Origin of the sequence: Caballeronia fortuita (genome assembly GCF_001544835.2) — a bacterium.
Taxonomy (GTDB): domain Bacteria; phylum Pseudomonadota; class Gammaproteobacteria; order Burkholderiales; family Burkholderiaceae; genus Caballeronia; species Caballeronia fortuita.
This window is the reverse complement of sequence record NZ_FCNX02000005.1, coordinates 220,754-239,876: the sequence shown is the minus strand read 5'-3', so window position 1 is coordinate 239,876 and position 19,123 is coordinate 220,754. Positions and strand designations below refer to the sequence as shown.

Annotated in this window: 21 protein-coding genes; 7 read left to right on the top strand and 14 right to left on the bottom strand. The window is 65.0% G+C overall.

Annotation, left to right across the window (positions count from 1 at the left end; genetic code table 11):
• The 3 genes from astB to AWB77_RS12115 all read left to right on the top strand — a co-directional run bounded on the left by astB (nt 1) and on the right by AWB77_RS12115 (nt 3,243).
• Entirely contained in the window at nt 1–1,341 is a 1,341-nt protein-coding gene (gene astB, locus AWB77_RS12125; protein WP_061134672.1) for an N-succinylarginine dihydrolase, read from the top strand.
• Nucleotides 1,325–2,335, top strand: a complete 1,011-nt coding sequence (gene astE / locus AWB77_RS12120; RefSeq protein WP_061134671.1) for a succinylglutamate desuccinylase — start codon at nt 1,325–1,327, stop codon at nt 2,333–2,335. The genes astB and astE overlap by 17 nt, the downstream gene beginning before the upstream one ends.
• Nucleotides 2,336–2,439: 104 nt before the next feature.
• Complete coding sequence (locus tag AWB77_RS12115) at nt 2,440–3,243, top strand: ABC transporter substrate-binding protein (protein WP_061134670.1); 804 nt, start codon at nt 2,440–2,442, stop codon at nt 3,241–3,243.
• A 67-nt stretch (nt 3,244–3,310) separates the two neighbouring features.
• Here AWB77_RS12115 and AWB77_RS12110 read toward each other — a convergent pair whose 3' ends face one another.
• From AWB77_RS12110 to AWB77_RS12085, 6 genes are all read right to left on the bottom strand, one after another.
• Nucleotides 3,311–3,703 (bottom strand): type II toxin-antitoxin system death-on-curing family toxin, encoded by a 393-nt coding sequence (locus AWB77_RS12110; protein WP_063936504.1) that lies wholly within the window; start codon nt 3,701–3,703, stop codon nt 3,311–3,313.
• Nucleotides 3,703–3,885: a hypothetical protein gene (locus tag AWB77_RS12105; RefSeq protein ID WP_061134669.1), complete on the bottom strand. Its 183-nt coding sequence runs from the start codon at nt 3,883–3,885 to the stop codon at nt 3,703–3,705. The genes AWB77_RS12110 and AWB77_RS12105 overlap by 1 nt, the downstream gene beginning before the upstream one ends.
• A 67-nt stretch (nt 3,886–3,952) precedes the next feature.
• Nucleotides 3,953–4,816 carry an efflux RND transporter periplasmic adaptor subunit gene (locus AWB77_RS12100; protein ID WP_061134668.1) on the bottom strand — a complete coding sequence of 288 codons (864 nt, stop codon included), beginning with the start codon at nt 4,814–4,816 and terminating at the stop codon, nt 3,953–3,955.
• Between the two features lie 39 nt (nt 4,817–4,855).
• A complete protein-coding gene (locus AWB77_RS12095; RefSeq protein WP_061134667.1) occupies nt 4,856–5,059 on the bottom strand; it encodes a DUF1656 domain-containing protein in 204 nt (67 codons plus the stop codon).
• Entirely contained in the window at nt 5,046–7,238 is a 2,193-nt protein-coding gene (locus AWB77_RS12090) for an FUSC family protein (protein WP_061134666.1), read from the bottom strand. Before AWB77_RS12090 ends, AWB77_RS12095 begins: the two co-directional genes overlap by 14 nt.
• Nucleotides 7,239–7,240: 2 nt before the next feature.
• Complete coding sequence (locus AWB77_RS12085; RefSeq protein ID WP_279616182.1) at nt 7,241–8,752, bottom strand: efflux transporter outer membrane subunit; 1,512 nt, start codon at nt 8,750–8,752, stop codon at nt 7,241–7,243.
• A gap of 169 nt (nt 8,753–8,921) precedes the next feature.
• Between AWB77_RS12085 and AWB77_RS12080 the strand changes: the two genes are divergently transcribed.
• Together AWB77_RS12080 and AWB77_RS35750 are read left to right on the top strand one after the other, a co-directional pair.
• Nucleotides 8,922–9,860: a LysR family transcriptional regulator gene (locus AWB77_RS12080; RefSeq protein ID WP_061134664.1), complete on the top strand. Its 939-nt coding sequence runs from the start codon at nt 8,922–8,924 to the stop codon at nt 9,858–9,860.
• 126 nt (nt 9,861–9,986) lie between these two features.
• Nucleotides 9,987–10,145, top strand: coding sequence for a hypothetical protein (locus AWB77_RS35750; protein ID WP_157694801.1), 159 nt, complete (start codon nt 9,987–9,989; stop codon nt 10,143–10,145).
• An 18-nt stretch (nt 10,146–10,163) separates the two neighbouring features.
• Here AWB77_RS35750 and AWB77_RS12075 read toward each other — a convergent pair whose 3' ends face one another.
• The 5 genes from AWB77_RS12075 to wrbA all read right to left on the bottom strand — a co-directional run bounded on the left by AWB77_RS12075 (nt 10,164) and on the right by wrbA (nt 14,327).
• Complete coding sequence (locus AWB77_RS12075) at nt 10,164–10,874, bottom strand: SOS response-associated peptidase (protein ID WP_061134663.1); 711 nt, start codon at nt 10,872–10,874, stop codon at nt 10,164–10,166.
• Nucleotides 10,875–10,902: 28 nt separating this feature from the next.
• Nucleotides 10,903–11,706 (bottom strand): metallophosphoesterase, encoded by an 804-nt coding sequence (locus tag AWB77_RS12070; RefSeq protein WP_061134662.1) that lies wholly within the window; start codon nt 11,704–11,706, stop codon nt 10,903–10,905.
• The gene (locus AWB77_RS12065; RefSeq protein WP_061134661.1) at nt 11,703–13,157 is read right to left on the bottom strand and encodes an FAD-binding oxidoreductase; all 1,455 of its coding nucleotides are present in this window, start codon (nt 13,155–13,157) and stop codon (nt 11,703–11,705) included. The genes AWB77_RS12070 and AWB77_RS12065 overlap by 4 nt, the downstream gene beginning before the upstream one ends.
• Before the next feature lie 157 nt (nt 13,158–13,314).
• Nucleotides 13,315–13,710 carry a DUF2069 domain-containing protein gene (locus AWB77_RS12060; RefSeq protein ID WP_061134660.1) on the bottom strand — a complete coding sequence of 132 codons (396 nt, stop codon included), beginning with the start codon at nt 13,708–13,710 and terminating at the stop codon, nt 13,315–13,317.
• Entirely contained in the window at nt 13,707–14,327 is a 621-nt protein-coding gene (gene wrbA, locus AWB77_RS12055; RefSeq protein WP_061134659.1) for an NAD(P)H:quinone oxidoreductase, read from the bottom strand. Before wrbA ends, AWB77_RS12060 begins: the two co-directional genes overlap by 4 nt.
• Before the next feature lie 96 nt (nt 14,328–14,423).
• Between wrbA and AWB77_RS12050 the strand changes: the two genes are divergently transcribed.
• Nucleotides 14,424–15,731: a YihY family inner membrane protein gene (locus AWB77_RS12050; RefSeq protein ID WP_061134658.1), complete on the top strand. Its 1,308-nt coding sequence runs from the start codon at nt 14,424–14,426 to the stop codon at nt 15,729–15,731.
• A gap of 18 nt (nt 15,732–15,749) precedes the next feature.
• Here AWB77_RS12050 and AWB77_RS12045 read toward each other — a convergent pair whose 3' ends face one another.
• The 3 genes from AWB77_RS12045 to AWB77_RS12035 form a co-directional block, all read right to left on the bottom strand.
• On the bottom strand, nt 15,750–16,070 hold the full coding sequence (locus tag AWB77_RS12045) for an Mpo1-like protein (RefSeq protein ID WP_061134657.1): 321 nt from the start codon (nt 16,068–16,070) through the stop codon (nt 15,750–15,752).
• Nucleotides 16,071–16,225: 155 nt separating this feature from the next.
• Nucleotides 16,226–17,068, bottom strand: coding sequence for an alpha/beta fold hydrolase (locus AWB77_RS12040; RefSeq protein WP_061134656.1), 843 nt, complete (start codon nt 17,066–17,068; stop codon nt 16,226–16,228).
• The gene (locus AWB77_RS12035; RefSeq protein WP_061134655.1) at nt 17,065–18,402 is read right to left on the bottom strand and encodes an O-acetylhomoserine aminocarboxypropyltransferase; all 1,338 of its coding nucleotides are present in this window, start codon (nt 18,400–18,402) and stop codon (nt 17,065–17,067) included. The genes AWB77_RS12040 and AWB77_RS12035 overlap by 4 nt, the downstream gene beginning before the upstream one ends.
• A 249-nt stretch (nt 18,403–18,651) precedes the next feature.
• On the opposite strand from AWB77_RS12035, the gene AWB77_RS12030 reads away from it, so the two are divergent.
• On the top strand, nt 18,652–19,104 hold the full coding sequence (locus AWB77_RS12030; RefSeq protein ID WP_035503407.1) for a CBS domain-containing protein: 453 nt from the start codon (nt 18,652–18,654) through the stop codon (nt 19,102–19,104).
• The last annotated feature ends 19 nt before the right edge of the window (nt 19,105–19,123 follow it).

The following is a 19,123-nucleotide window of genomic DNA, read 5'->3' as shown; positions in this document are numbered from 1 at the left end:
ATGCTTGCAACCGAAGCGAACTTCGACGGGCTGGTCGGCCCGACGCACAACTACGCCGGTCTCTCGTTCGGCAACGTCGCGTCGCGCAGCAACGAGAAATCGGTCGCCAATCCGAAGGCTGCGGCGAAGCAGGGCTTGCGCAAGATGAAGCGGCTCGCCGATCTCGGGTTTCATCAGGGCGTGCTGCCGCCGCTCGAACGTCCGTCGATCAGGCTGTTGCGCGCGGTCGGCTTCTCCGGCGACGACGCCAGCGTGATCGCCCGCGCCGCGCGCGAAGCGCCCGAACTGCTCGCGGCGGCGAGTTCGGCTTCCGCGATGTGGACCGCGAATGCGGCGACCGTCAGCCCATCGGCGGACACGAACGACGGCCGCGTGCATTTCACGCCCGCCAATCTTGCGGCGAAGCTGCATCGCGCGATCGAGCACGGCGAAACGCGCCGCTCGCTCGCCGCGATCTTCGCCGATGAAGCGCGCTTTCGCATTCATCACGCGCTGCCCGGCACGCCCGCGCTCGGCGACGAAGGCGCTGCGAATCACACGCGTTTTGCGCGCGAGTACGGCGAGAAGGGCGTCGAGTTCTTCGTGTATGGACGCAGCGAGTACGCTCAGGGTCCGCAGCCGCAGCGTTATCCGGCGCGTCAGACACTCGAAGCGAGCCGCGCGGTTGCACGCCTGCACGGCTTGTCGGACGACGCGACCGTATTCGCGCAGCAATCGCCCGACGTGATCGATGCAGGCGTCTTTCACAACGACGTGATCGCGGTCGGCAATCGCACGACGCTTTTTTGTCACGAGCGCGCGTTCGTCGATCAGCACGAGGTCTACGACGCGCTCCGTGCAAAGCTCGACGCGCAAGGCACGCCGTTTCATGCGCTCGAGGTGCCGGAGAACGAGGTGAGCGTGCAGGACGCGGTGTCGTCGTATCTCTTCAACAGCCAGTTGTTGTCGAGCGCGGATGGCAGGCAACTGCTTGTCGTGCCGCAGGAATGCCGCGAGAACGCGCGCGTCGCGGCTTATCTCGATTCACTCGCGGGCCGAAAGACGCCGATCGACGAAGTGCTCGTCTTCGATCTGCGCGAGAGCATGAAGAACGGCGGCGGGCCGGCTTGCCTGCGTCTGCGCGTCGTGCTGAACGACGCCGAACGCGCGGCGGTCAACCCGCGCGTATGGATCGACGACGCCCTCTTCACGCAGCTCGATGCGTGGATCGACCGGCATTATCGCGACCGTCTTGCGCCCGCCGATCTCGCCGATCCGAAGCTGCTCGCCGAATCGCGCGCCGCGCTCGACGAACTGACGACCATCCTCGGACTCGGTGCCGTCTATGACTTCCAGCGCTGATCTCCTCGGCGATTTTCTGACGTTCACGCTCGGCGGCGCTCGTCCTGGCGTGGCGCACGGCCTCGCGCCTTCGGGCGTGCGGTGGACATGGCAAGGCGAGGGCGTCCTGCTGCTCGAACCCGCGCAGACGCCGAGGCACAGCGTGCTCGCATCGGCGGGCATTCACGGCGATGAAACCGCGCCGATCGAAATGCTGTCGTCGCTCGTTGCGGATATCGCGAACGGCCGCGCGCCGCTTGCCGCGCGCATGCTCGTGATCCTCGGCAATATCGGCGCGATGCGCGCGGGCGAGCGTTATATCGACGACGACCTGAACCGGCTTTTCAGCGGCCGCCACGCGAGTTCGCCCGATAGCCGCGAAGCGCCGCGCGCTGCGGAACTGGAAGATGCCGCGCTGAAATTCTTCGATGGCGTCGTGCACGCGAAGTGGCACATCGACATGCACACGGCGATTCGCGCGTCGGTCTTCGAGCAATTCGCGCTGCTGCCGCACACCGGCGCGCCGCTCGCCCGCGCGATGTTCGACTGGCTGCGCGATGCGCGTTTGCAGGCGGTGCTGCTGCATCGCGAGAAGGGCAATACGTTCACGCATTTCACGGCGCAGCACGCGAATGCGCTCGCCTGCACGCTCGAACTCGGCAAGGTGAGGCCGTTCGGCCAGAACGATCTCGCGCGTTTTGCGGCATCGGATGCGGCGTTGCGCCGTCTGATCGCCGGCGAGGCGGCAAAGGAAAACGCGCCGCTGCGGGTGTTCACCGTCGTCGCGCAGATCGACAAGCAGAGCGAGCACTTCGTGCTGAACGTCGCGAGCGATGTGCCGAACTTCACCGCGTTCGCCGCCGGCACCGAGCTCGCGCGGGATGGCGATTATCGCTATCGCGTTTCGCACGATGAGGAGCGCATCGTGTTTCCGAATCCGAAAGTGAAGCCCGGCCTGCGCGCGGGCCTGATGGTCGTCGACACGACCGAATCCACGCTCGGCTCTCTCGATTGAACGCGCGCCGGGGCCGCCTTCGGGCGGTCTCGCGCGCGCTACAATCGCGCCCCGGTGCCACATCACAAGCACTCGTATAAAACCGCAATGGAAGGAGAGGGAAGTTGAAGAAATCGCATCTGATCGGCCGCGGGCTCGCCGCGTTCGCGGTGCTGGGCGCCGCTTTGGCCACGTCGAACGCGCAAGCCGCCGATGACATGAAGCAACTGCGCTTCGGCGTCGAGGCGTCGTACGCGCCGTTCGAGTCGAAGTCGCCGAGCGGCGAGTTGCAGGGCTTCGATATCGACATTGGCAACGCGGTATGCGCGAAGCTGAAGATGAAGTGCGTGTGGGTCGAGAATTCGTTCGACGGCCTCATTCCCGCGTTGCAGGCGCGCAAGTTCGACGGCATCAACTCGGACATGACGATCACCGACAAGCGAAAGCTCGCGATCGACTTCACCGATCCGATCTACACGATTCCGAATCAGCTGATCGCGAAGAAGGGCAGCGCGATCCAGCCGACCGTCGACGGTCTGAAGGGCAAGCATGTCGGCGTGCTGCAAGGATCGATTCAGGAAACCTACGCGAAGGCGAAGTGGGCGCCGGCGGGCATCGACGTCGAGTCGTATCAGGCGCAGGATCAGATCTATGCCGATCTGGCGTCGGGCCGTCTGGATGCGGCGTTCCAGGATGCCGAAGCGGCATCGAAGGGCTTTCTGAAGCAGCCGCAGGGCGCGGGTTTCGCGTTCGCCGGGCCGGCAGTGTTGGATGACAAGCTGCTGGGCTCGGGCGTCGGCTTCGGCGTGCGCAAGAACGACAAGGCGCTCAAGGACGCGCTCAATCGCGCGCTGAAGGAACTGAAGGACGATGGGACGATCGACCGCTTTGCCGCGAAGTACTTCGATGTGAAGGTGGTGTTGAAGTAAGGCTTTTGGCCTTGCTTGAGAGAAGCCCGCTCGGGGAGGTCCGATGCGGGCTTTTTTTGTCATGTGCTCATGAACACGTGCAGATCGCAGACAGATAATCAGCCAATTCTTCGCGTTCGATCTTGCCTTCCGCGACTTCGACCATCACTTCGACGAGATCGTCTTCAATTTCCATCGTCGAGGACAAATCGTAGCCTTGCACACTCAGATAGGTGAGAGCGCAGACGAGAGCCGTGCGTTTATTCCCGTCATTGAAGACATGTCCACGCGCGATGGCGACTGCGTACATCGCAGCGATGCCGAACACGTCGTCCAGTCCCTCGTAGTGAGCGTGATTTTCGACGCGCGCCAGAACGGCGTCGACGCCGCCCGGCCCCGCCTGCGCGAATCCGGGCAATCCGCCTTCGAGGTCAAGAATGTCGTCATGTACCGCGATGACGTACCGAGCAGAGAGCAGCATTAGCGCTTGGCGAGCGCCTTAATGGCGATGTTGTGTGTCTCGAGGATTTTCCGTACCGCGGTCGAGACGCGTTCGCGCGATTCCGGCGTCGACATGTCGATTTCACGCTCGGGCTTCGGCGCAATTTTCACACGCGGCGGAATGTTCGATATCGCCAAACGGCCAATCTTTCTGGATTCCATTCGTGCTTCCTTCGGATGCGAAATGTGAAGACATTTTAGCGGCATCCGGATTGGCTGGAAAATTCGCTCAACTCGACGGCGCAACCACCACCGTACAGGTCGTCCCCGCACTCAGCAACACCCCGTCCGGCACCGCATCGATATGCACGCGCACCGGCACGCGCTGCGCGAGCCGCACCCAGTTGAACGTCGGGTTCACGTCGGCGAGCAGTTCGCGGCTTTGCGGATTGTCGCGATCGTAGATGCCGCGCGAAATGCTCTCGACATGGCCCTGCAGTTCGCCGCCGCTCATCAAACGAATCGATGCCTTGTCGCCGATGCGCACGTGCGGCAGCTTCGTTTCCTCGAAATAGCCGTACACCCAGAACGAATGGCTATCGACGATTGCGAGCTTGGCCGCGCCCGCCGTCGCGTAATCGCCGCGAAACACGTTGAGGTTGGTCACGTAGCCGTCGACGGGCGAAAAGACCTTCGTGCGCTCGAGATTGAGCTTCGCGGCATCGAGCGCGGCCTGCGCCTGCTGCAACTGCGCTTCGGCGCCCGCTGCGGTCTGCATCGCGTTTTCGCGCGCTTCCTTCGAGACGACCTCGCTGTCCATGTCGGCGCGGCGCGCGGCGTCCGCGCGGCGCATGCGCAACTCCGCGGCGCGCGCGGTGACGTTCGCCTGCGCCTGCTCGACCGCAATCCGGTAATGCGACGGATCGATCTCCATCAACAGGTCGCCCTTTTTCACGAGCTGGTTATCGTGGACCGGCAATTGCACGACCGCGCCCGACACGTCCGGCGCCACGTTGACGACATCCGCGCGCACGCGGCCATCGCGCGTCCACGGCTCGTCCATGTAATGCACCCACAGCACGCGTCCGATGACGAGCGCGACCGCGAAGATGGCGATCGTCAAGACCAGGCCGATGATTTTCCTGAGAATCATGATGCAACTCTTTTTCAGCTTGTATGAAGGTGATGAAGTTCATCGATACGCGACGAGTCCGAGCGTCCCGCAGATGCAGACGAGCAGACTGGCGCGAAAGAGCGCCGGATGCCACACCACGCGATAAAGACCCGTCAGCGCGAGCACGCGGTCGACGATCCACGTGATCATCGCGCCCGCGATGAAGAGCAGCAGGATCGTCGGCACATAGGCTTCGAGGATCGCGACGTTACGCGGAAACATGAGACGCTCCTTCGTGCGATGGATACTTTGCGGGCGCATGTTGCGCGAACGGTGATGCGGGGTCGAGCAGCGCGGTACGGACAAAATGCAGATGACTCATGATGCGCTGCAGCCGATGCCTTTCCTCGCGCGGCGGATCCGCGAGCGCGAGCAGATCGCGCGTATCGGCGATCGCCTGTTCGGCCGCGGCGAGCGCGGCATCGAAACGCTGCGCCTTCGGACGGTCGAAGAGACGCGCGACGGCATCGAGCGTCGCATCGACCGAGCGGCGCCACGACATCGACGCCGCGTAGTGCGGCGCGTTCGCGAGTCCCGCGATCTCGCGCCGCAAGTCGATCACCGCATTGCCGAACTCCAGCACCGCGAAAAGCCACTGCAACGCGTCGCGCTGCAAGTCGGCGCGCTGCGCGGCGAGCGCATTGATCTGCGCCAGCAGGTCGCGCGTGCGGCTTTCGAAGTGCGTTGCGAGACTCGAAAGACGTCCGTGACGCGCGCTCACGACCTCGCGCCGCAGATCGGCGAGCAGGAGACGCCGCAGCCACGGCGCATCGGTCGGCAGCAGGACGGCAAAGGCGATCGCCGCGACGATCATCGAGAGCACGAGCGCCAGGGCATCGTTCATGAAGCCGGTCGGATCGTAGTGGACGAGATTGTCCGGCCCCGCGAGAAAGCAGAAAAAGATGCAATAGCCGATGCCGACGCCTGCCAGCGCGCGCCGCGTGCTCAGATACGCGCCGAAGAGGAGCGCGGGCGCGAGCGCGGCGCACATCATCGCGAAGCCGTCGATATGCGGAAACACGCCGAACACGACGATCATGCCGGTGACGCTCGCGAGCATCGTGCCGAGCGCCATCTGCGCCGACATGAGCGTCGGACGCGCCGACGATGACGCGAGCGCGCACACGGCCGCCGCGTTGAGCACCATCGTCCCGCCGCTCGGCCACGCGGTCGCGATCCAGAACGCCGATAGCACGAACATCACGACCGCGCCGCGCAAGCCCGAGATCGCCGCCGCGATCATGTTGGTCTTCGGCACGTAGCGCGCGATCCAGCGCTCGCGCTCGTGCGACGGCGCGCTCAGCGACGCATAGGTTTCCGCGTACGCGAGCATGTCGTCGACGAAGCGGTAGAGCAGCTCCGTCGCGGTATCGAACTCCAGTTCCACGAAGGCCGGATTCGCTTCGAGCTGCGCACGCGCCGCACGCACGCGCTTGGGCAACGCCGCCTTGTAGTCGCGCAGTTGCGCGGCGGCGTGCGCGGCGTCGGCGGCGTTTCTCACCGGCTCGCCCGAGACCGCGAGAAGCGGCGGCACTTCGCGAAAGAACGGTTCGAGCGCATCGATGGTCGCAGCCGATGCGTTCCCGCGCAGCCGGTTCATCAACTGATGCAGCGCGTGAAAGCGCGTCGATGCGCTCATGAATTCGCTGTTCAGCCGCGCGAGCCGTCCGCCGCGTCTGCGCGATTCGGGATTCTCGAATACGGCGACGCTGCGCGCGGCCTCGAAGCCGACGATATCCGACACGAACGCGAGATTGGTCCGCTCGATCTGCGCGCGTTCCATGTTGCCCGACAGCGCGCGGCACACGTAATCGACGAACTGCGTGAAGCGGCGGCGCACCGTCGTGCGGACCTGTTCGCCCGCGTGCTGCGGAAAGACGAGCGCGCTCACCGCGCCCGAGCACACGATGCCGAGCGTCACTTCGCCGACGCGCGTGAGCGCCGACAGATACGCCGCCTCCGGATGCTGCGCCGCCGGAATGCCGATCAGCGCCGCCGTGTAGCCCGCGAGCACGAAGCCGTACGAACGGAAGTTGCGGTTGCGCGCCGCGCCCGCCGTGCAGAGGCCGACCCACAGCGCGGTCGCGGACAGAAAGAGCACGGGCTGCTGCGCGAACAGGCCGATGAAGATCATCATCACGACGAGGCCGACCATCGTTCCGCAAAAACGATAGAAGCTTTTGGCGAGCACCATGCCGCTTTGCGGCTGCATCACGACGAACACGGTGGTCATCGCGGTGCGCGGCTGCGCCATGTCGAGACGCATCGCGATCCACAGCGACAGCAGCGCCGCGAGCACGGCCTTGAAGATGTAGACCCACGCGAGACCGTCGGTGCGCGCCCAGTCGAGCAGGGCATCCTTGAGGGGCTGTCGTCCGATGAGGGAAGCAGGTGTCGACATGCTCAGTCCCGTGCCTTGCTGAACGGCCCGATGTGCTTCGACGGCGCGAGCGCGGTTTCTTCCGGCCCGTTCGACGGATCGTCGATGCCGCCGCCGAGCGCCGAGGTCAACGTCGCGTATGACGCGAGCCGTTGCGCGCGCACGCGTGCTTCGCCGTCCTGCGCCTTGAGCAATTGGGTCTGCGCGATCAGCACGTTCAGATAATCGGTGAGGCCGCGCTTGTAGCCCTGATTGGCGAGATCGTAGTTCTTGCGCGCGGCGGCGACGGAGCGGCCCGAGGCGTCGAGCTGCGTATCGAGCGAGTGCACGCGCACGACCTGATCGGCGATGTCCTTGAGCGCGGCGACGAGCGTCGCGTTGTAGTGATCGACGGCCTGATCGTATTGCGCCGATGCCGCGCCGAGCTGCGCGCGCAGGCGTCCGCCTTCGAAGATCGGCAGCGAGACCGCCGGGCCGAAGCTGTAGCCGGACGCATCACGTGTGAGAAAGCTGAGCAGCGCGCCACCCGCGAACGCCTGGGTCAGCGACGCGGCGAGATTGATGTTCGGATAGAAGCCCGCCTTCGCGACATCGATGCCGCGTGCCTGCGCGGCCACCATCCAGCGCGCCGCGACGATGTCCGGCCGATGTCCGACGAGTTCCGCCGGCAGCGCCGACGGCAAGGGCAGCGGCGTCGCCAGCGACAGCGCGGGTCGCGTGAGCGCTTCGCCCGCGCCGGGGCCGTCGCCGGCGAGCGCGGCGAGCTGGTTGCGTGCGAGCGCGATCGCTTCCTTGTAGATGTCGACCTGACGTTCGTACTCGGGCAAGGGCGCTTCGGCCTGGCTCACTTCGAGCTGCGTGCCGAGGCCGCCTTTCAGACGCCGCCGCGCGAGACCGGCAATGCGCTCCTGCTGCGCGAGCGTCTCTTCGGCGATATCGAGCAGCGCGAACGACTGCGAAAAACCGATATACGCGCGCACGACGTTCGTCTCGAGTTCTAGCTGCGCGGCGCGCGCATCGGCCGCGCGCACATGCGCGACGTCGAGCGCGCGTTCGGCGTTATTGTCGTCGCGATGCCAGAGGTCGAGGTTGTACGACAGCGAGAGTCCGGCGGTGTTGTCCCACGTCGTCGTGTCGGCGTAGGGGCCCGGGCCGTAGAAATCGTTATTGGGCCAGTTCTTGCGCGCCATGCTCAACGAGCCGTCGACGTGCGGCAGCAGTTCCGAGCGCGCGACGCCCGCCTGTTGCTGCGCTTCGCGCACGCGCGCCGCGGCCATCGCGAGCGTCGGGCTGCCGTTGGTCGCGCGTGCGATCCACGCGTCGAGTTGCGGATCGCGATAGGCGCGCCACCATTGCGCTTCGGGCCATTGCGCGTCCGCGTTGGCGGCGCGGATGGCGCTGCCGGCGTCGAGCGTCGATGCATCCTTGAGCGAGTCCTGCGGCGCGATCTTGCCCGTGCTCGCGCACCCGGCCATTGTCAATATCGCTGTAAGAACGGCGGCGCACGCTGCGCTTCCGGACAGTCGCCCTCGCACGATTCACTCCTAAAATTGAACTAGATTCCAGGAAGTGATTATATTTTTGCGGAGATTGTCGAATAACCGGTAAGGATGCAAAGCATTCTTACGGACAATGTGATAATTGTTGTTGCCCATCGTGTAACAATTTGGCTCACGAATAGTTCTCAAAGACGGAAACAGCGCCATGGACACGCTGCAAAACATGCGCGTATTTGTGCGGGTCGTCGAAGCGGGCAGTTTTACGGCCGCCGCCCAACATCTCAATACGACGACGGCCTACGCATCGCGAGCCGTATCGGATCTCGAAGCGCATTTGCGCGCGCGCTTGCTGAACCGCACGACGCGGCGCATCGCGCTGACCGAAGCGGGCGAGCGTTATCTGCAACGCTGCGAGCAGATCCTGGCTTATGTGGATCAGGCGGAAGCGGAGGCGGGCGATGCGCACGCGCGTCCGTCCGGCAAGCTCAAGGTTCATTCGATGACGAGCTTCGGCCAGCATTACATCGTGCCGTTGATCTCGCGCTATCAGCAGCGCCATCCGGCGGTGCAGGTCGATCTGACGCTCGCGCAGCGCGTGCCCGATCTGCTCGACGAAGGCTACGACGTGTCGGTCGTGCTCGCTTCAGAACTGCCGGATTCCGGTCTCGTGTCGGCGCGGCTCGGTTCGGTGTACAGCATCGCGTGCGCGTCGCCGGCTTACATCGAAAAAAACGGCGCGCCGCATGTGCTTTCCGATCTCGTGCGCCACACCTGTCTGCAACTGATGACGCCGGTCTTTCCGCCCGACCGCTGGGTCTTCGACGGCCCGAACGGTCAGGAAACGGTGAGTCTCGGTCCGTCGACGTTCACGGTGAATGTCGCCGAGGCGATGGTCGCCGCGATCCGCGAGAGCATGGGCATCGGCGTGCTGCCGACGTCGTCCGCGCTGCCCGGTTTGCGCGCGGGCACGCTCGTGCGCGTGCTGCCGCAATACACGATGCAGGAGCTGAACGTGTACGCGCTCTATCCGTCGCGCCAGTATCTCGATGCCAAGATTCGAACTTGGGTCGAGTTCCTGCGCGAGGCGCTGCCCGATACGCTCGCCGCCGACGCCGAATCGCTGAAGGAATTCGTCGTCACCTGAAACGGCACGCGGCGGCGCGTCCGGTTACCAAAAAAGCCGCGGCGCAACACTTGCTTACTTCGCATTTGTCCGCAGCTTGGTAGTGTCTGCACTGGTTCCAACGCTTCTTTTACCGGGATAAGCCACATGGGTACGCCACTCTTGCTCGCGCTCGCCGCGCTTCTGGTGCTGATCGCCGTTCCGGCGTCGCGCGATCTCTTCAACGCGATGCGCGCGCAGTCCGAGCGCAACGCGAAACGAAGTCTCGTTCCCGTGCGTATCGACGACGATCGTCCACGACGCTGAACCCGCCTCACACGGCATTCACAGCAGGCTTTCCAGCGGTTCGATGAGGCGCGGCTCGTCGTTGGCCGCGCGATTCACATCCGTCGATACGCGATGCCAGACGAAGTGCGACGCGGGTACGCCGTCCGATCTGACGAGCGCCGCGAGATCGTCGGGCGATGCGTCCGGGTCGAGCCAGCGGCGCGCGTTCGCGGGCGCGAAGACGAGCGGGCGCCGATCGTGCACGTCGACGAGTCCTTCGTCCGCCGCCGCCGTCACGATGACGAAGCCCGCGCCTGGTGCGGCGGCGTCATCGTCGCGCAGGATGCTCGTGAGCGCGGCGAGATACATTGGTTCGCCGTCCGCGCGCCGGATGAAGTAGGGCTGCTTGAAGGGCTTCGCGGCCGGATCGCCGGGACGCGGCTCGATGCGCCATTCGAACCAGCCGTCGGCGGGCACGAGAATGCGCGCTTTCTTCCACAAATGCTTGAAGTACGCGCTCGTCGCCGCCGTCTCGACACGCGCGTTGATGGTTTGCGGCAGCTTCTTCTGAATGGCCCACGGCGGGCAATATCCCCAATGCACTGCGCGGATGGTTTCGTCCGGATAGACGGCGAGCGGATGCGTGCCGGGCGAGAGGTTATAGCCGGGACGCCTGTCGGCTGCATCCACGAGCACGAACGGATTTTTCAGATGCAGGCGTTGCGCGTAATGCATCGGCAGTCGGTACTGGCTGATTCGGCCGCACATGGCGTTCCTCCGCGAAGTCCGCGACGTTTCAAATTTCGACGACCTTGTCCCACGCGAAATCCGGATTCTCCCAGCGCTGCTCGCGCCGGCTGAAATAGCCGCGCGGATTGCACACGACGCGTGTGCCGTTCACTTCATAATCGAACGATGTGTGCGTATGCCCGTGAATCCATAGCAACGCGGGCGCGCGCGCGAGCGACGGCAAATGATTCACGAATCCCGCCGACACGAGATCTTCCGCGTAGCGCGCCGCGAGACTCTGACGCATCGGCGCGTGATGTGTGACGACGATCGTCTGCCCCGCGAACGGCTTCGCGAGTTCGGCTTCGAGCCACGCGCGCGACTGCTCGTGCAGCGCGAGGGAATCGTCGGGTGCGAATTCGCGCGGCTCGCCGTCCGGCTCCGGCCACGCGAGCTGAATCAGGCCCTTGTAGTCGAGCATCACTTTCGTGCAGGCGGCCTTCGCGTTTTCGATGTCCGTGTCGTCCGAACCGAAGAGCGCGAAGTCGGTCCAGAGCGTCGTGCCGAGCACGCGCCACGCGCCGCGCCGATCCACCAGCGACGCGTTGTTCAGATAGTGCACGTTGTCGACGCTGCGCGCGGCGTCCTGCATCGCCGCTTCCATCGCGCCGAACTCGGCGTCATAGTACTCGTGATTGCCGGGCACGTAGACCACGGGGACATCGGAATCGAAATTTTCCGCCGCCCAGCGCAAGCCTTCGGCGTGATTGTGGATGTCGCCCGCCAGCACGACGAGATCGGCCTCGGCGTACGGAATTGCCAGCGGCTCGTCGCATTCGAGATGCAGGTCGGACAGCACGCGAATCTTCATGCGATGTTCTCCTTCGCGGCCGGCGCGTCCGCGCGCACGACCTTGCCGGGATTCATCAAGTTGTGCGGATCGAGCGCGGCCTTGATCGCACGCATCAGACGCACTTCCACCGGCGATTTATAGTGCATCGCCTCGTCCACTTTCAACTGGCCGAGACCGTGCTCCGCGCTAATGCTGCCGCGATGCGCGTGCACCTGGTCATACACGAGCGCGTTGATCGGCGTCTGGAATTCGTCGAGAAAGCGCTTTGCATCGACGCCCTCGGGCGCTTGCACGTTGTAGTGCAGATTGCCGTCGCCGAGATGGCCGAAGGTGACCATGCGCGCGCCGGGCACCGCTTTCGCGATGATCGCATCGGTTTCGTCGATGAAGCGCCCGATGCTCGAAATGGGCACTGCGATGTCATGTTTGATGTTCAGGCCTTCCTCGGCCTGCGCGAGCGGGATATGCTCCCGCAAGTCCCAGAAAGCCCGCGACTGCGCGAGATTTTCCGCAACGACCGCGTTCTCCACGATGCCTTCGTCGAGGGCCGCTTCCATCAGGCGTTCGAAGAGGGCGCGCGCGTGGGCGTCGCTTTCGCTATCGGAAAGTTCGAGCAGCACGGTCTGCCCGTGCGGTTCGGCGAACGGATAGCGCAATTGCGGGAAATGCTTGCCGACGATTCTCATCGAGAAATCGGACATCAGTTCGAAGCCGGTCAGGAGCGCGCCCGCGTGATGCTGCGCCATCGACAGGAAATCGAGCGCGGCATGCGGCGACGCAAGGCCCGCAAGCGCCGTGACTTTCGCGACCGGCGCCGGATGCAGCTTCATCACGGCGGCGGTGATGATGCCGAGCGTGCCTTCCGCGCCGATGAAAAGATCGCGCAGGTCGTAGCCGGTGTTGTCCTTGCGCAGTCCGCGCAAGCCGTCCCAGATTTCGCCCTGCGGCGTCACGACTTCGAGGCCGAGGCATAGCTCCCGAGTATTGCCGTAGCGCAGCACCCCGGTGCCGCCCGCGTTGGTGGACAGATTGCCGCCAATCGTGCAGCTGCCTTCGGCGGCGAGACTCAGCGGGAACAGCCGATGCGCGCTCTCGGCGCGCGCCTGAATCTCGGAGAGCACGACGCCTGCTTCGACAGTGATCGTGTTGTTGTGCGGATCGACGCCGCGAATTCGATTGAGCCGCTTCAGGCCGATCACGGCTTGCGCGCCGCTCGAATCGGGCGTCGCTCCGCCGGCGAGCCCCGTGTTGCCGCCCTGCGGCACGATCGCGATGCGATGCTCGTGCGCAAGCCGCATGACGGCCGCAACCTGCGCGGTATCGGCGGGCAGCAGCACGGCGCACGCGCGGCCGCGATAGCGCTTGCGCCAGTCGACGAGGTAAGGCTCGGTGTCGTGGGCGTCGGTCAGGACGTGCGCTGCGCCGAGAACGTCGGCGCAGGCGGCGATGAAGGCTTGAGTTGCGGTCATGGGCGGATGAAAGGATGTCGGTGAAGCATGTGCACAGTATCGCGCAGGGCTGTGGAGCGCGATCCTCGTCCGAATGGCATAGGCACGCGCGTCGGCGAGCGTTTCGTGCTACAAAGCATCACGCCCGGGCGAAACGGGCGTGAAAAAGGCGAATCAATCAGTTCTTTTTCGCACGTGCGTTCAACCGAGCCGCGCGTTTGAACGGCGCGACGTAGCTGAGCGCGCAGACGAAGAAAGCGAGCGCGGTTACGGCCTCGAGCCATGCGAGCGATGCCGAAAGTCCCGCATCCGTCATGCCGCGCACGACGCCTTCGGCAAGATAGAGCAGCACGAGCATCGACGCCCATTGCAGCGTATAGAGACTCCTGCGTGCCACGCCCGGCAGCGCGCACGCGAGCGGCAGTGCCTTCAGGGCGAGCGCCCACGCGCCGGGGCGCAGCGGCGCGAGCCAGAGCTCCCAGAAGAGCGCGAGGACGATCAGCGCGACGAGGCAAGCGAGCGCGCCGAATGCAAACGCATTGTTGGGACGTGTGGCCGGGGTTGATGTGCTCATGCGGTCCGCGCGCCGCGCACGAGATCGAGCGCCGTGCGCGCAAGCCGTGCGCCGAGCGCGACGGCGAGCGCCTTTTCATCGGCGGTGATGCCGTGGCGCTGGTTTTCGTCGCCGCCGGCGCGCGCATGATGCGACGCCCCGTAGGGCGTGCCGCCGCTTTGCGTCGTGGTGAGCCGCGATTCGGTATACGGGATGCCGACGATCATCATGCCGTGGTGCAGGAGCGGCAGCATCATCGAGAGCAGGGTGCTTTCCTGGCCGCCGTGCAGGCTGCCAGTGGAAGTGAAGACGCTGGCGGGTTTGCCCGCAAGGGCGCCGGAAAGCCATTGCGGCGTGGTGCCATCGAGAAAATATTTGAGCGGCGCGGCCATATTGCCGAAGCGCGTCGGCGAGCCGAGTGCGAGGCCGGCGCATTCTTCGAGATCGCGCAATTCGGCGTAGGGCGGGCCGTCGGCTGGAATGTCGGGCCGCGTCGCTTCGCACACGGTGGAAACCGGCGGCACGGTGCGCACGCGCGCCTGCATGCCGGGCACGCTGTCGACGCCCTGCGCGATCGCGAGCCCGAGCTCGCGGGTTGCGCCGTGGCGGCTGTAATAGAGCACGAGGATGTCGTTCATAAGGCTTTTTTAGTGAACGGCTATTATAGGTATTGGGTGATTTTCGTGGCGTGACGCGGCCTGGCGCGTGCGGACCGTCACGACAGGAGAAGGCGTTTGCAGCAACTTTCCATCGATCTCGCGGCGGTCAAGCGTCTCGCCAGTTTCGTCGCGCGGCGCATCGGCGAAGACCGCGTCGCGCAAGTGGCGGGCAGTCTCACGTTCACGAGCGTGCTGTCGATCGTGCCGCTCGCGACCGTCGCCTTCGCGCTCTTCACCGCGTTCCCGATCTTCGGCTCGTTCCAGGCGTCGCTGCAGGATTTCCTCGCGGTGCATCTGATGCCGCCGCAGATCAACGACCAGATCTTCAAGTATCTGAATCAGTTCGCGTCGAAGGCGAAGGGCCTGACGACCGTCGGCATGATCATCCTCTTCGTGACCTCCGTCATGACGATGATGACGGTCGAGTCCGCGTTCAACGTGATCTGGCGTGTGAAGAAGGCGCGTCCGATCGCGCAGCGCGTGCTCGTCTACTGGTCCATCATCACGCTCGGGCCGATTCTCTTCGGCTGCAGCCTGTCGATCTCGTCGTACGTATTCGCGCATTCCGTCGCGTTCGCGGGCTCGCACAACCTGATGCCGCCGATCGTCGAATGGGCGCTCACGGGCGTGTCGCTGCCGCTCACGGCGGTCGGTTTCACGATCATTTACGTGTACATGCCCAACTGCAAGGTCGAATGGCGCGATGCGATCGTCGGCGGGTTGATCGCTGCGGTCGCTTTCGAACTCGGCAAGCGCGGCTTCGGCTATTACGTGCGGCGCATTCCCACCTATACCGCCGTCTATGGCGCGTTCGCCGCGTTGCCGGTGTTCCTGCTGTGGGTTTATCTGTGCTGGATGTTCGCGCTCGTCGGCGCGATGGTCACGTCGGCGCTGCCGGCCATTCGCACGGGACAGTATCATCGGCGCGATTTTCCGGGCAGCGATCTGCTCGATGCGCTCGAGATTCTCGCGCGGCTCGTCGAGGCCCGCGAAGAGGGCAAGCCCGGCTACACCGCGTTGCAGCTTTCGAGCATGGCGCGCTGCGACCTCGATACGTCGACGAGACTGATCGCGCGGCTCGATGCGCTCGGCTGGATCGGACGTCTGGAAGATTCGCGCACGCCGCGCTATGTGCTCATCGCCAATCCGAATCAGATCACGGTGACGATGCTTTTCGAGCAGTTCGTCATCGATCGCGCCGAACTCGAATATCAGTTGAAGCTCGACGCGGCGCAGGTCGATTGCGCCGCCCTCATGAACGCGCTCGCGAACGAGAAGCTCGAAATCACGCTGGGTTCGTTGATCGCCGAGCGGATATCGTCGCTGACCAACGCGCGGCTGAGCGAGGTGCCGCGCTCGTCGATGCCGGAGCAGCCCGCCTGAGCGTTCTTTCGGCGCAGATCAGAGCGAGATCTTGCCGATGCAGATGTCTTTGAACATCACCCAGTCGCCCATCAGGCTGTAGACCGGATGGCGAAACGTCGCGGGGCGGTTCTTCTCGAAAAAGAAATGGCCGATCCACGCGAAGCCGTAGCCGCAGACGACGGCGGCGGGCAGCCAGAGCCAGTCGCCGGTGGCGACCGCCATCGCGAGGCAGCCGATTACGCCGAGCGAGCCGATGAAATGCAGCCTGCGCGAAACCGCGTCGCGGTGCTCGTCGAGGTAATAGGGATAGAACTCGGCGAAGTTCGCGAAATGTTCTCCGTCTGCGGTGTGCGCCATGGCGGCCTCCATGATGATGCCTGCCGGTGTCGTCGAGGCAGTGCGCGTCTCCGCGACGCGCGTTCTGGCAACGAACCAGCAAGAATCATTCTGCGACTGTCCATCACGCCACGCAAGCGGATGCGCCGGGTTGCGCGGCCCGGCGCACGCGCGGCTCAGCCGGATTTCGCCGCCGCGCGGGCACAGTCGAGCGCGAAGGCGAAGAGCGTATCCAGCGTCGCATCGGGCGCTTCGGACATGAGCGCGTGACCGGCGTCGAGTTCCGCCGTTTGCACCGATGCGCCTCCCTTTTTCAGGGCGTCGGTGAGCGCACGCGCGGCGCGCGGCGGCGTCATCACATCGCGCTTGCCGCTCACGATGCACACGGGGCAACGCACGGCGGCCGCGCGTTCGAGCGCATCGGCGTAGGTGTCGCACGCGCTGAAATCGGTGTGGAAGAGCAGCGCTTCGCCGCGCAGGCTCACGCGTTCCATGAGCCGCTGATTCACGCCATGCAGCCAGAATCCCGGCGCAGGGCTCGATGGTTTCGCGGCGATCGTCGAATGCGACCACTGATTGACCATCGCGATGGCTTCGGGCTCGTGCTCGCGAGCGGCGTCGAGCAGCGTGTCGGAGACGGCCATCGGCGCGGCGGTTGCGAGCAGGGCGAGGCCCGTCGCGCGATCTGGATAGCGGCCCGCGGCATCGAGCGCGATCAGCGAGCCCATGCTGTGGCCGACGAAGATCGCCCGGCGCACGCCGGCTGCGTCGAGCACGGCGAGCACCCAGTCGGCGAGTTCGGCGATGGTCGCGAGCGCGGGCCCGGCGCTTCGTCCATGACTCGGCAGGTCGAGCGCAAGCACGCCGAAGCCGTGATGCGCGAAATAGCGGCTCTGCAAAGCCCAGACGCTGTGATCGTGCTCCGCGCCGTGAAAGAACACGACTGCGGGACGCGCCGCGTCGAAAGGCTTGCCGCCGGTATAGGCATAGGCCGCGCGGCCGTTAATGTCGAGGATCATGCGCGGCTCCCGAGCGGCGCGGCGGCGCTCGCGTCCGGCGCGCTTTCGGCCGCTTTCTGCGCGGCCTTCAACCCGCGCTTCAGATCGTCGATGAGATCGTCCGGGTCTTCCAGCCCGATCGACAGACGGATGCGTCCCGGCCCGATGCCCGCCGCTTCGAGCGCGGCGGCGTCCATGCGGAAGTGCGTCGTCGAGGCGGGATGGATCACGAGCGAGCGCGCATCGCCAACGTTCGCCAGATGCGAGAACAGCGTCAGCGTTTCGATGAATTTGCGCGCCGCCGGCACGCCGCCCTTCAAGTCGAAGCTGAACACCGCGCCCGCGCCGTGCGGCAACAGACGCTGCGCGAGCGCGTGGTCGCGATGCGTCGGCAATTCGGGATAAGCGACCCCGTCGACCGCGGCCGAGCTCAACAGGAATTCAATCACCTTGCGGGTGTTCGCGACATGCCGGTCCATGCGCAACGGCAAGGTTTCGATGCCTTGAAGCAGTTGCCAGGCCGCCTGCGGATGCAGGCACGCGCCGAAATCGCGCAAGCCTTCGCGCCGGGCGCGCAGCAGAAACGGCGCGACGGTGCTCTCTTCGGCGAACACCATGCCGTGAAAGCCGTCGTAGGGCTCGGTGAATTCGGGAAAACGTCCGCTCGCGGTGAAATCGAAGGTGCCGCCATCGACGAGCACGCCGCCGATCGTCGTCCCATGTCCGCCGAGAAACTTGGTCGCGGAGTGATAGACGAGGTCCGCGCCGTGCTCGAACGGGCGCAGCAGATAAGGCGTCGTGAAGGTCGAATCGACGAGCAGCGGCGCCGCGTGCTCGTGCGCGATTTCCGCGACACCGGCGATATCGAGCACGTCCAGCCCCGGATTGCCGAGCGTCTCGCCGAAGAAAAGCCGCGTGTTGGGCCGGGCCGCCGCGCGCCAGGCGTCGAGATCGTGCGGCGGCACGAACGTCGTTTCGATGCCGAAGCGTCGCAAGGTGTAATGCAGCAGATTGTGCGAGCCGCCGTAGAGCGCGCTCGATGCGACGATGTGCGAGCCCGCGCCCATCAGCGTCGCGATCGCCAGATGCAGCGCCGCCTGGCCGCTCGCCGTCCCGATCGCGCCGACGCCGCCTTCGAGCGCCGCGACGCGTTCCTCGAACACCGCGACGGTCGGATTCGAGATGCGCGAGTAGACGTGGCCGGAGCGCTCCATGTTGAAGAGCGCGGCGGCGTGGTCGCTGTCGCGGAAGGTGAACGACGTGGTCTGATAAATCGGCGTCGCGCGCGCGCCGGTGGCGGGATCGGGTGCGGCGCCCGCGTGCAGCGCGAGCGTGTCGAAACGGTTGGCTGGCATAGGGGCGGCCGGCGCGCGGGACGCACCGGCAAGCGTCGGAAATGAGGGTCAATCATCCTAACATCGGACGCACGCGCTCAAACTTAGGGCGAACGCGCGGCCGTCCATTGCGCGAAGCCTTGTCCGTTCGGCCGATGCGGGCTAGTCGCCGCGCCGTTCGCTTTCCTTTTACGGGCCTTTCCGATAGCATCGACCTATTGTTTCATCATCGTTTGGGCATCTGGACAGGCATTTCGCGAGGAGACAGTCATGCGAGTCAGCGACATTCTGAAGGTGAAGGGCAACACCCTGTTCACCGTGACACCCGATACGCCGCTCTCCGACGCGATCGACACCATGGCCGCGCACGATATCGGCTCGCTCGTCGTCATGGAATACGGCGACCTGGTCGGCATGCTGACGTTCCGCGAGATTATCCTGACCTTGCACAACAATAGCGGCTCGGTCGGCGCCACGACCATCCGCAAGATCATGGACGATCATCCGCTCACCTGCACGCCGGAAACGGACGTAAACGAAGTGCGCCGCATGATGCTCGAACATCACGTGCGCTATCTGCCGGTCATGGAAAAACGTCAGTTGATGGGCGTGATCTCGTTTTACGACGTCGCGAAAGCGGTCGTGGAAGAGCAGGGCTTCGAGAATCGCATGTTGAAAGCCTATATCCGCGACTGGCCCGAACAGCAGGAAGAAGCACGTTAAGGGCGACGTCGTCTCGCGA

Coding starts and splice junctions, on each gene's coding strand:
- astB (WP_061134672.1), top strand. CDS start 1: ATGCTTGCAACCGAAGCGAACTTCGACGGGCTGGTCGGCCCGACGCAC.
- astE (WP_061134671.1), top strand. CDS start 1,325: ATGACTTCCAGCGCTGATCTCCTCGGCGATTTTCTGACGTTCACGCTC.
- AWB77_RS12110 (WP_063936504.1), bottom strand. CDS start 3,703: ATGCTGCTCTCTGCTCGGTACGTCATCGCGGTACATGACGACATTCTT.
- AWB77_RS12105 (WP_061134669.1), bottom strand. CDS start 3,885: ATGGAATCCAGAAAGATTGGCCGTTTGGCGATATCGAACATTCCGCCG.
- AWB77_RS12100 (WP_061134668.1), bottom strand. CDS start 4,816: ATGATTCTCAGGAAAATCATCGGCCTGGTCTTGACGATCGCCATCTTC.
- AWB77_RS12095 (WP_061134667.1), bottom strand. CDS start 5,059: ATGTTTCCGCGTAACGTCGCGATCCTCGAAGCCTATGTGCCGACGATC.
- AWB77_RS12090 (WP_061134666.1), bottom strand. CDS start 7,238: ATGTCGACACCTGCTTCCCTCATCGGACGACAGCCCCTCAAGGATGCC.
- AWB77_RS12080 (WP_061134664.1), top strand. CDS start 8,922: ATGGACACGCTGCAAAACATGCGCGTATTTGTGCGGGTCGTCGAAGCG.
- AWB77_RS35750 (WP_157694801.1), top strand. CDS start 9,987: ATGGGTACGCCACTCTTGCTCGCGCTCGCCGCGCTTCTGGTGCTGATC.
- AWB77_RS12075 (WP_061134663.1), bottom strand. CDS start 10,874: ATGTGCGGCCGAATCAGCCAGTACCGACTGCCGATGCATTACGCGCAA.
- AWB77_RS12070 (WP_061134662.1), bottom strand. CDS start 11,706: ATGAAGATTCGCGTGCTGTCCGACCTGCATCTCGAATGCGACGAGCCG.
- AWB77_RS12065 (WP_061134661.1), bottom strand. CDS start 13,157: ATGACCGCAACTCAAGCCTTCATCGCCGCCTGCGCCGACGTTCTCGGC.
- AWB77_RS12060 (WP_061134660.1), bottom strand. CDS start 13,710: ATGAGCACATCAACCCCGGCCACACGTCCCAACAATGCGTTTGCATTC.
- wrbA (WP_061134659.1), bottom strand. CDS start 14,327: ATGAACGACATCCTCGTGCTCTATTACAGCCGCCACGGCGCAACCCGC.
- AWB77_RS12045 (WP_061134657.1), bottom strand. CDS start 16,070: ATGGCGCACACCGCAGACGGAGAACATTTCGCGAACTTCGCCGAGTTC.
- AWB77_RS12040 (WP_061134656.1), bottom strand. CDS start 17,068: ATGATCCTCGACATTAACGGCCGCGCGGCCTATGCCTATACCGGCGGC.
- AWB77_RS12035 (WP_061134655.1), bottom strand. CDS start 18,402: ATGCCAGCCAACCGTTTCGACACGCTCGCGCTGCACGCGGGCGCCGCA.
- AWB77_RS12030 (WP_035503407.1), top strand. CDS start 18,652: ATGCGAGTCAGCGACATTCTGAAGGTGAAGGGCAACACCCTGTTCACC.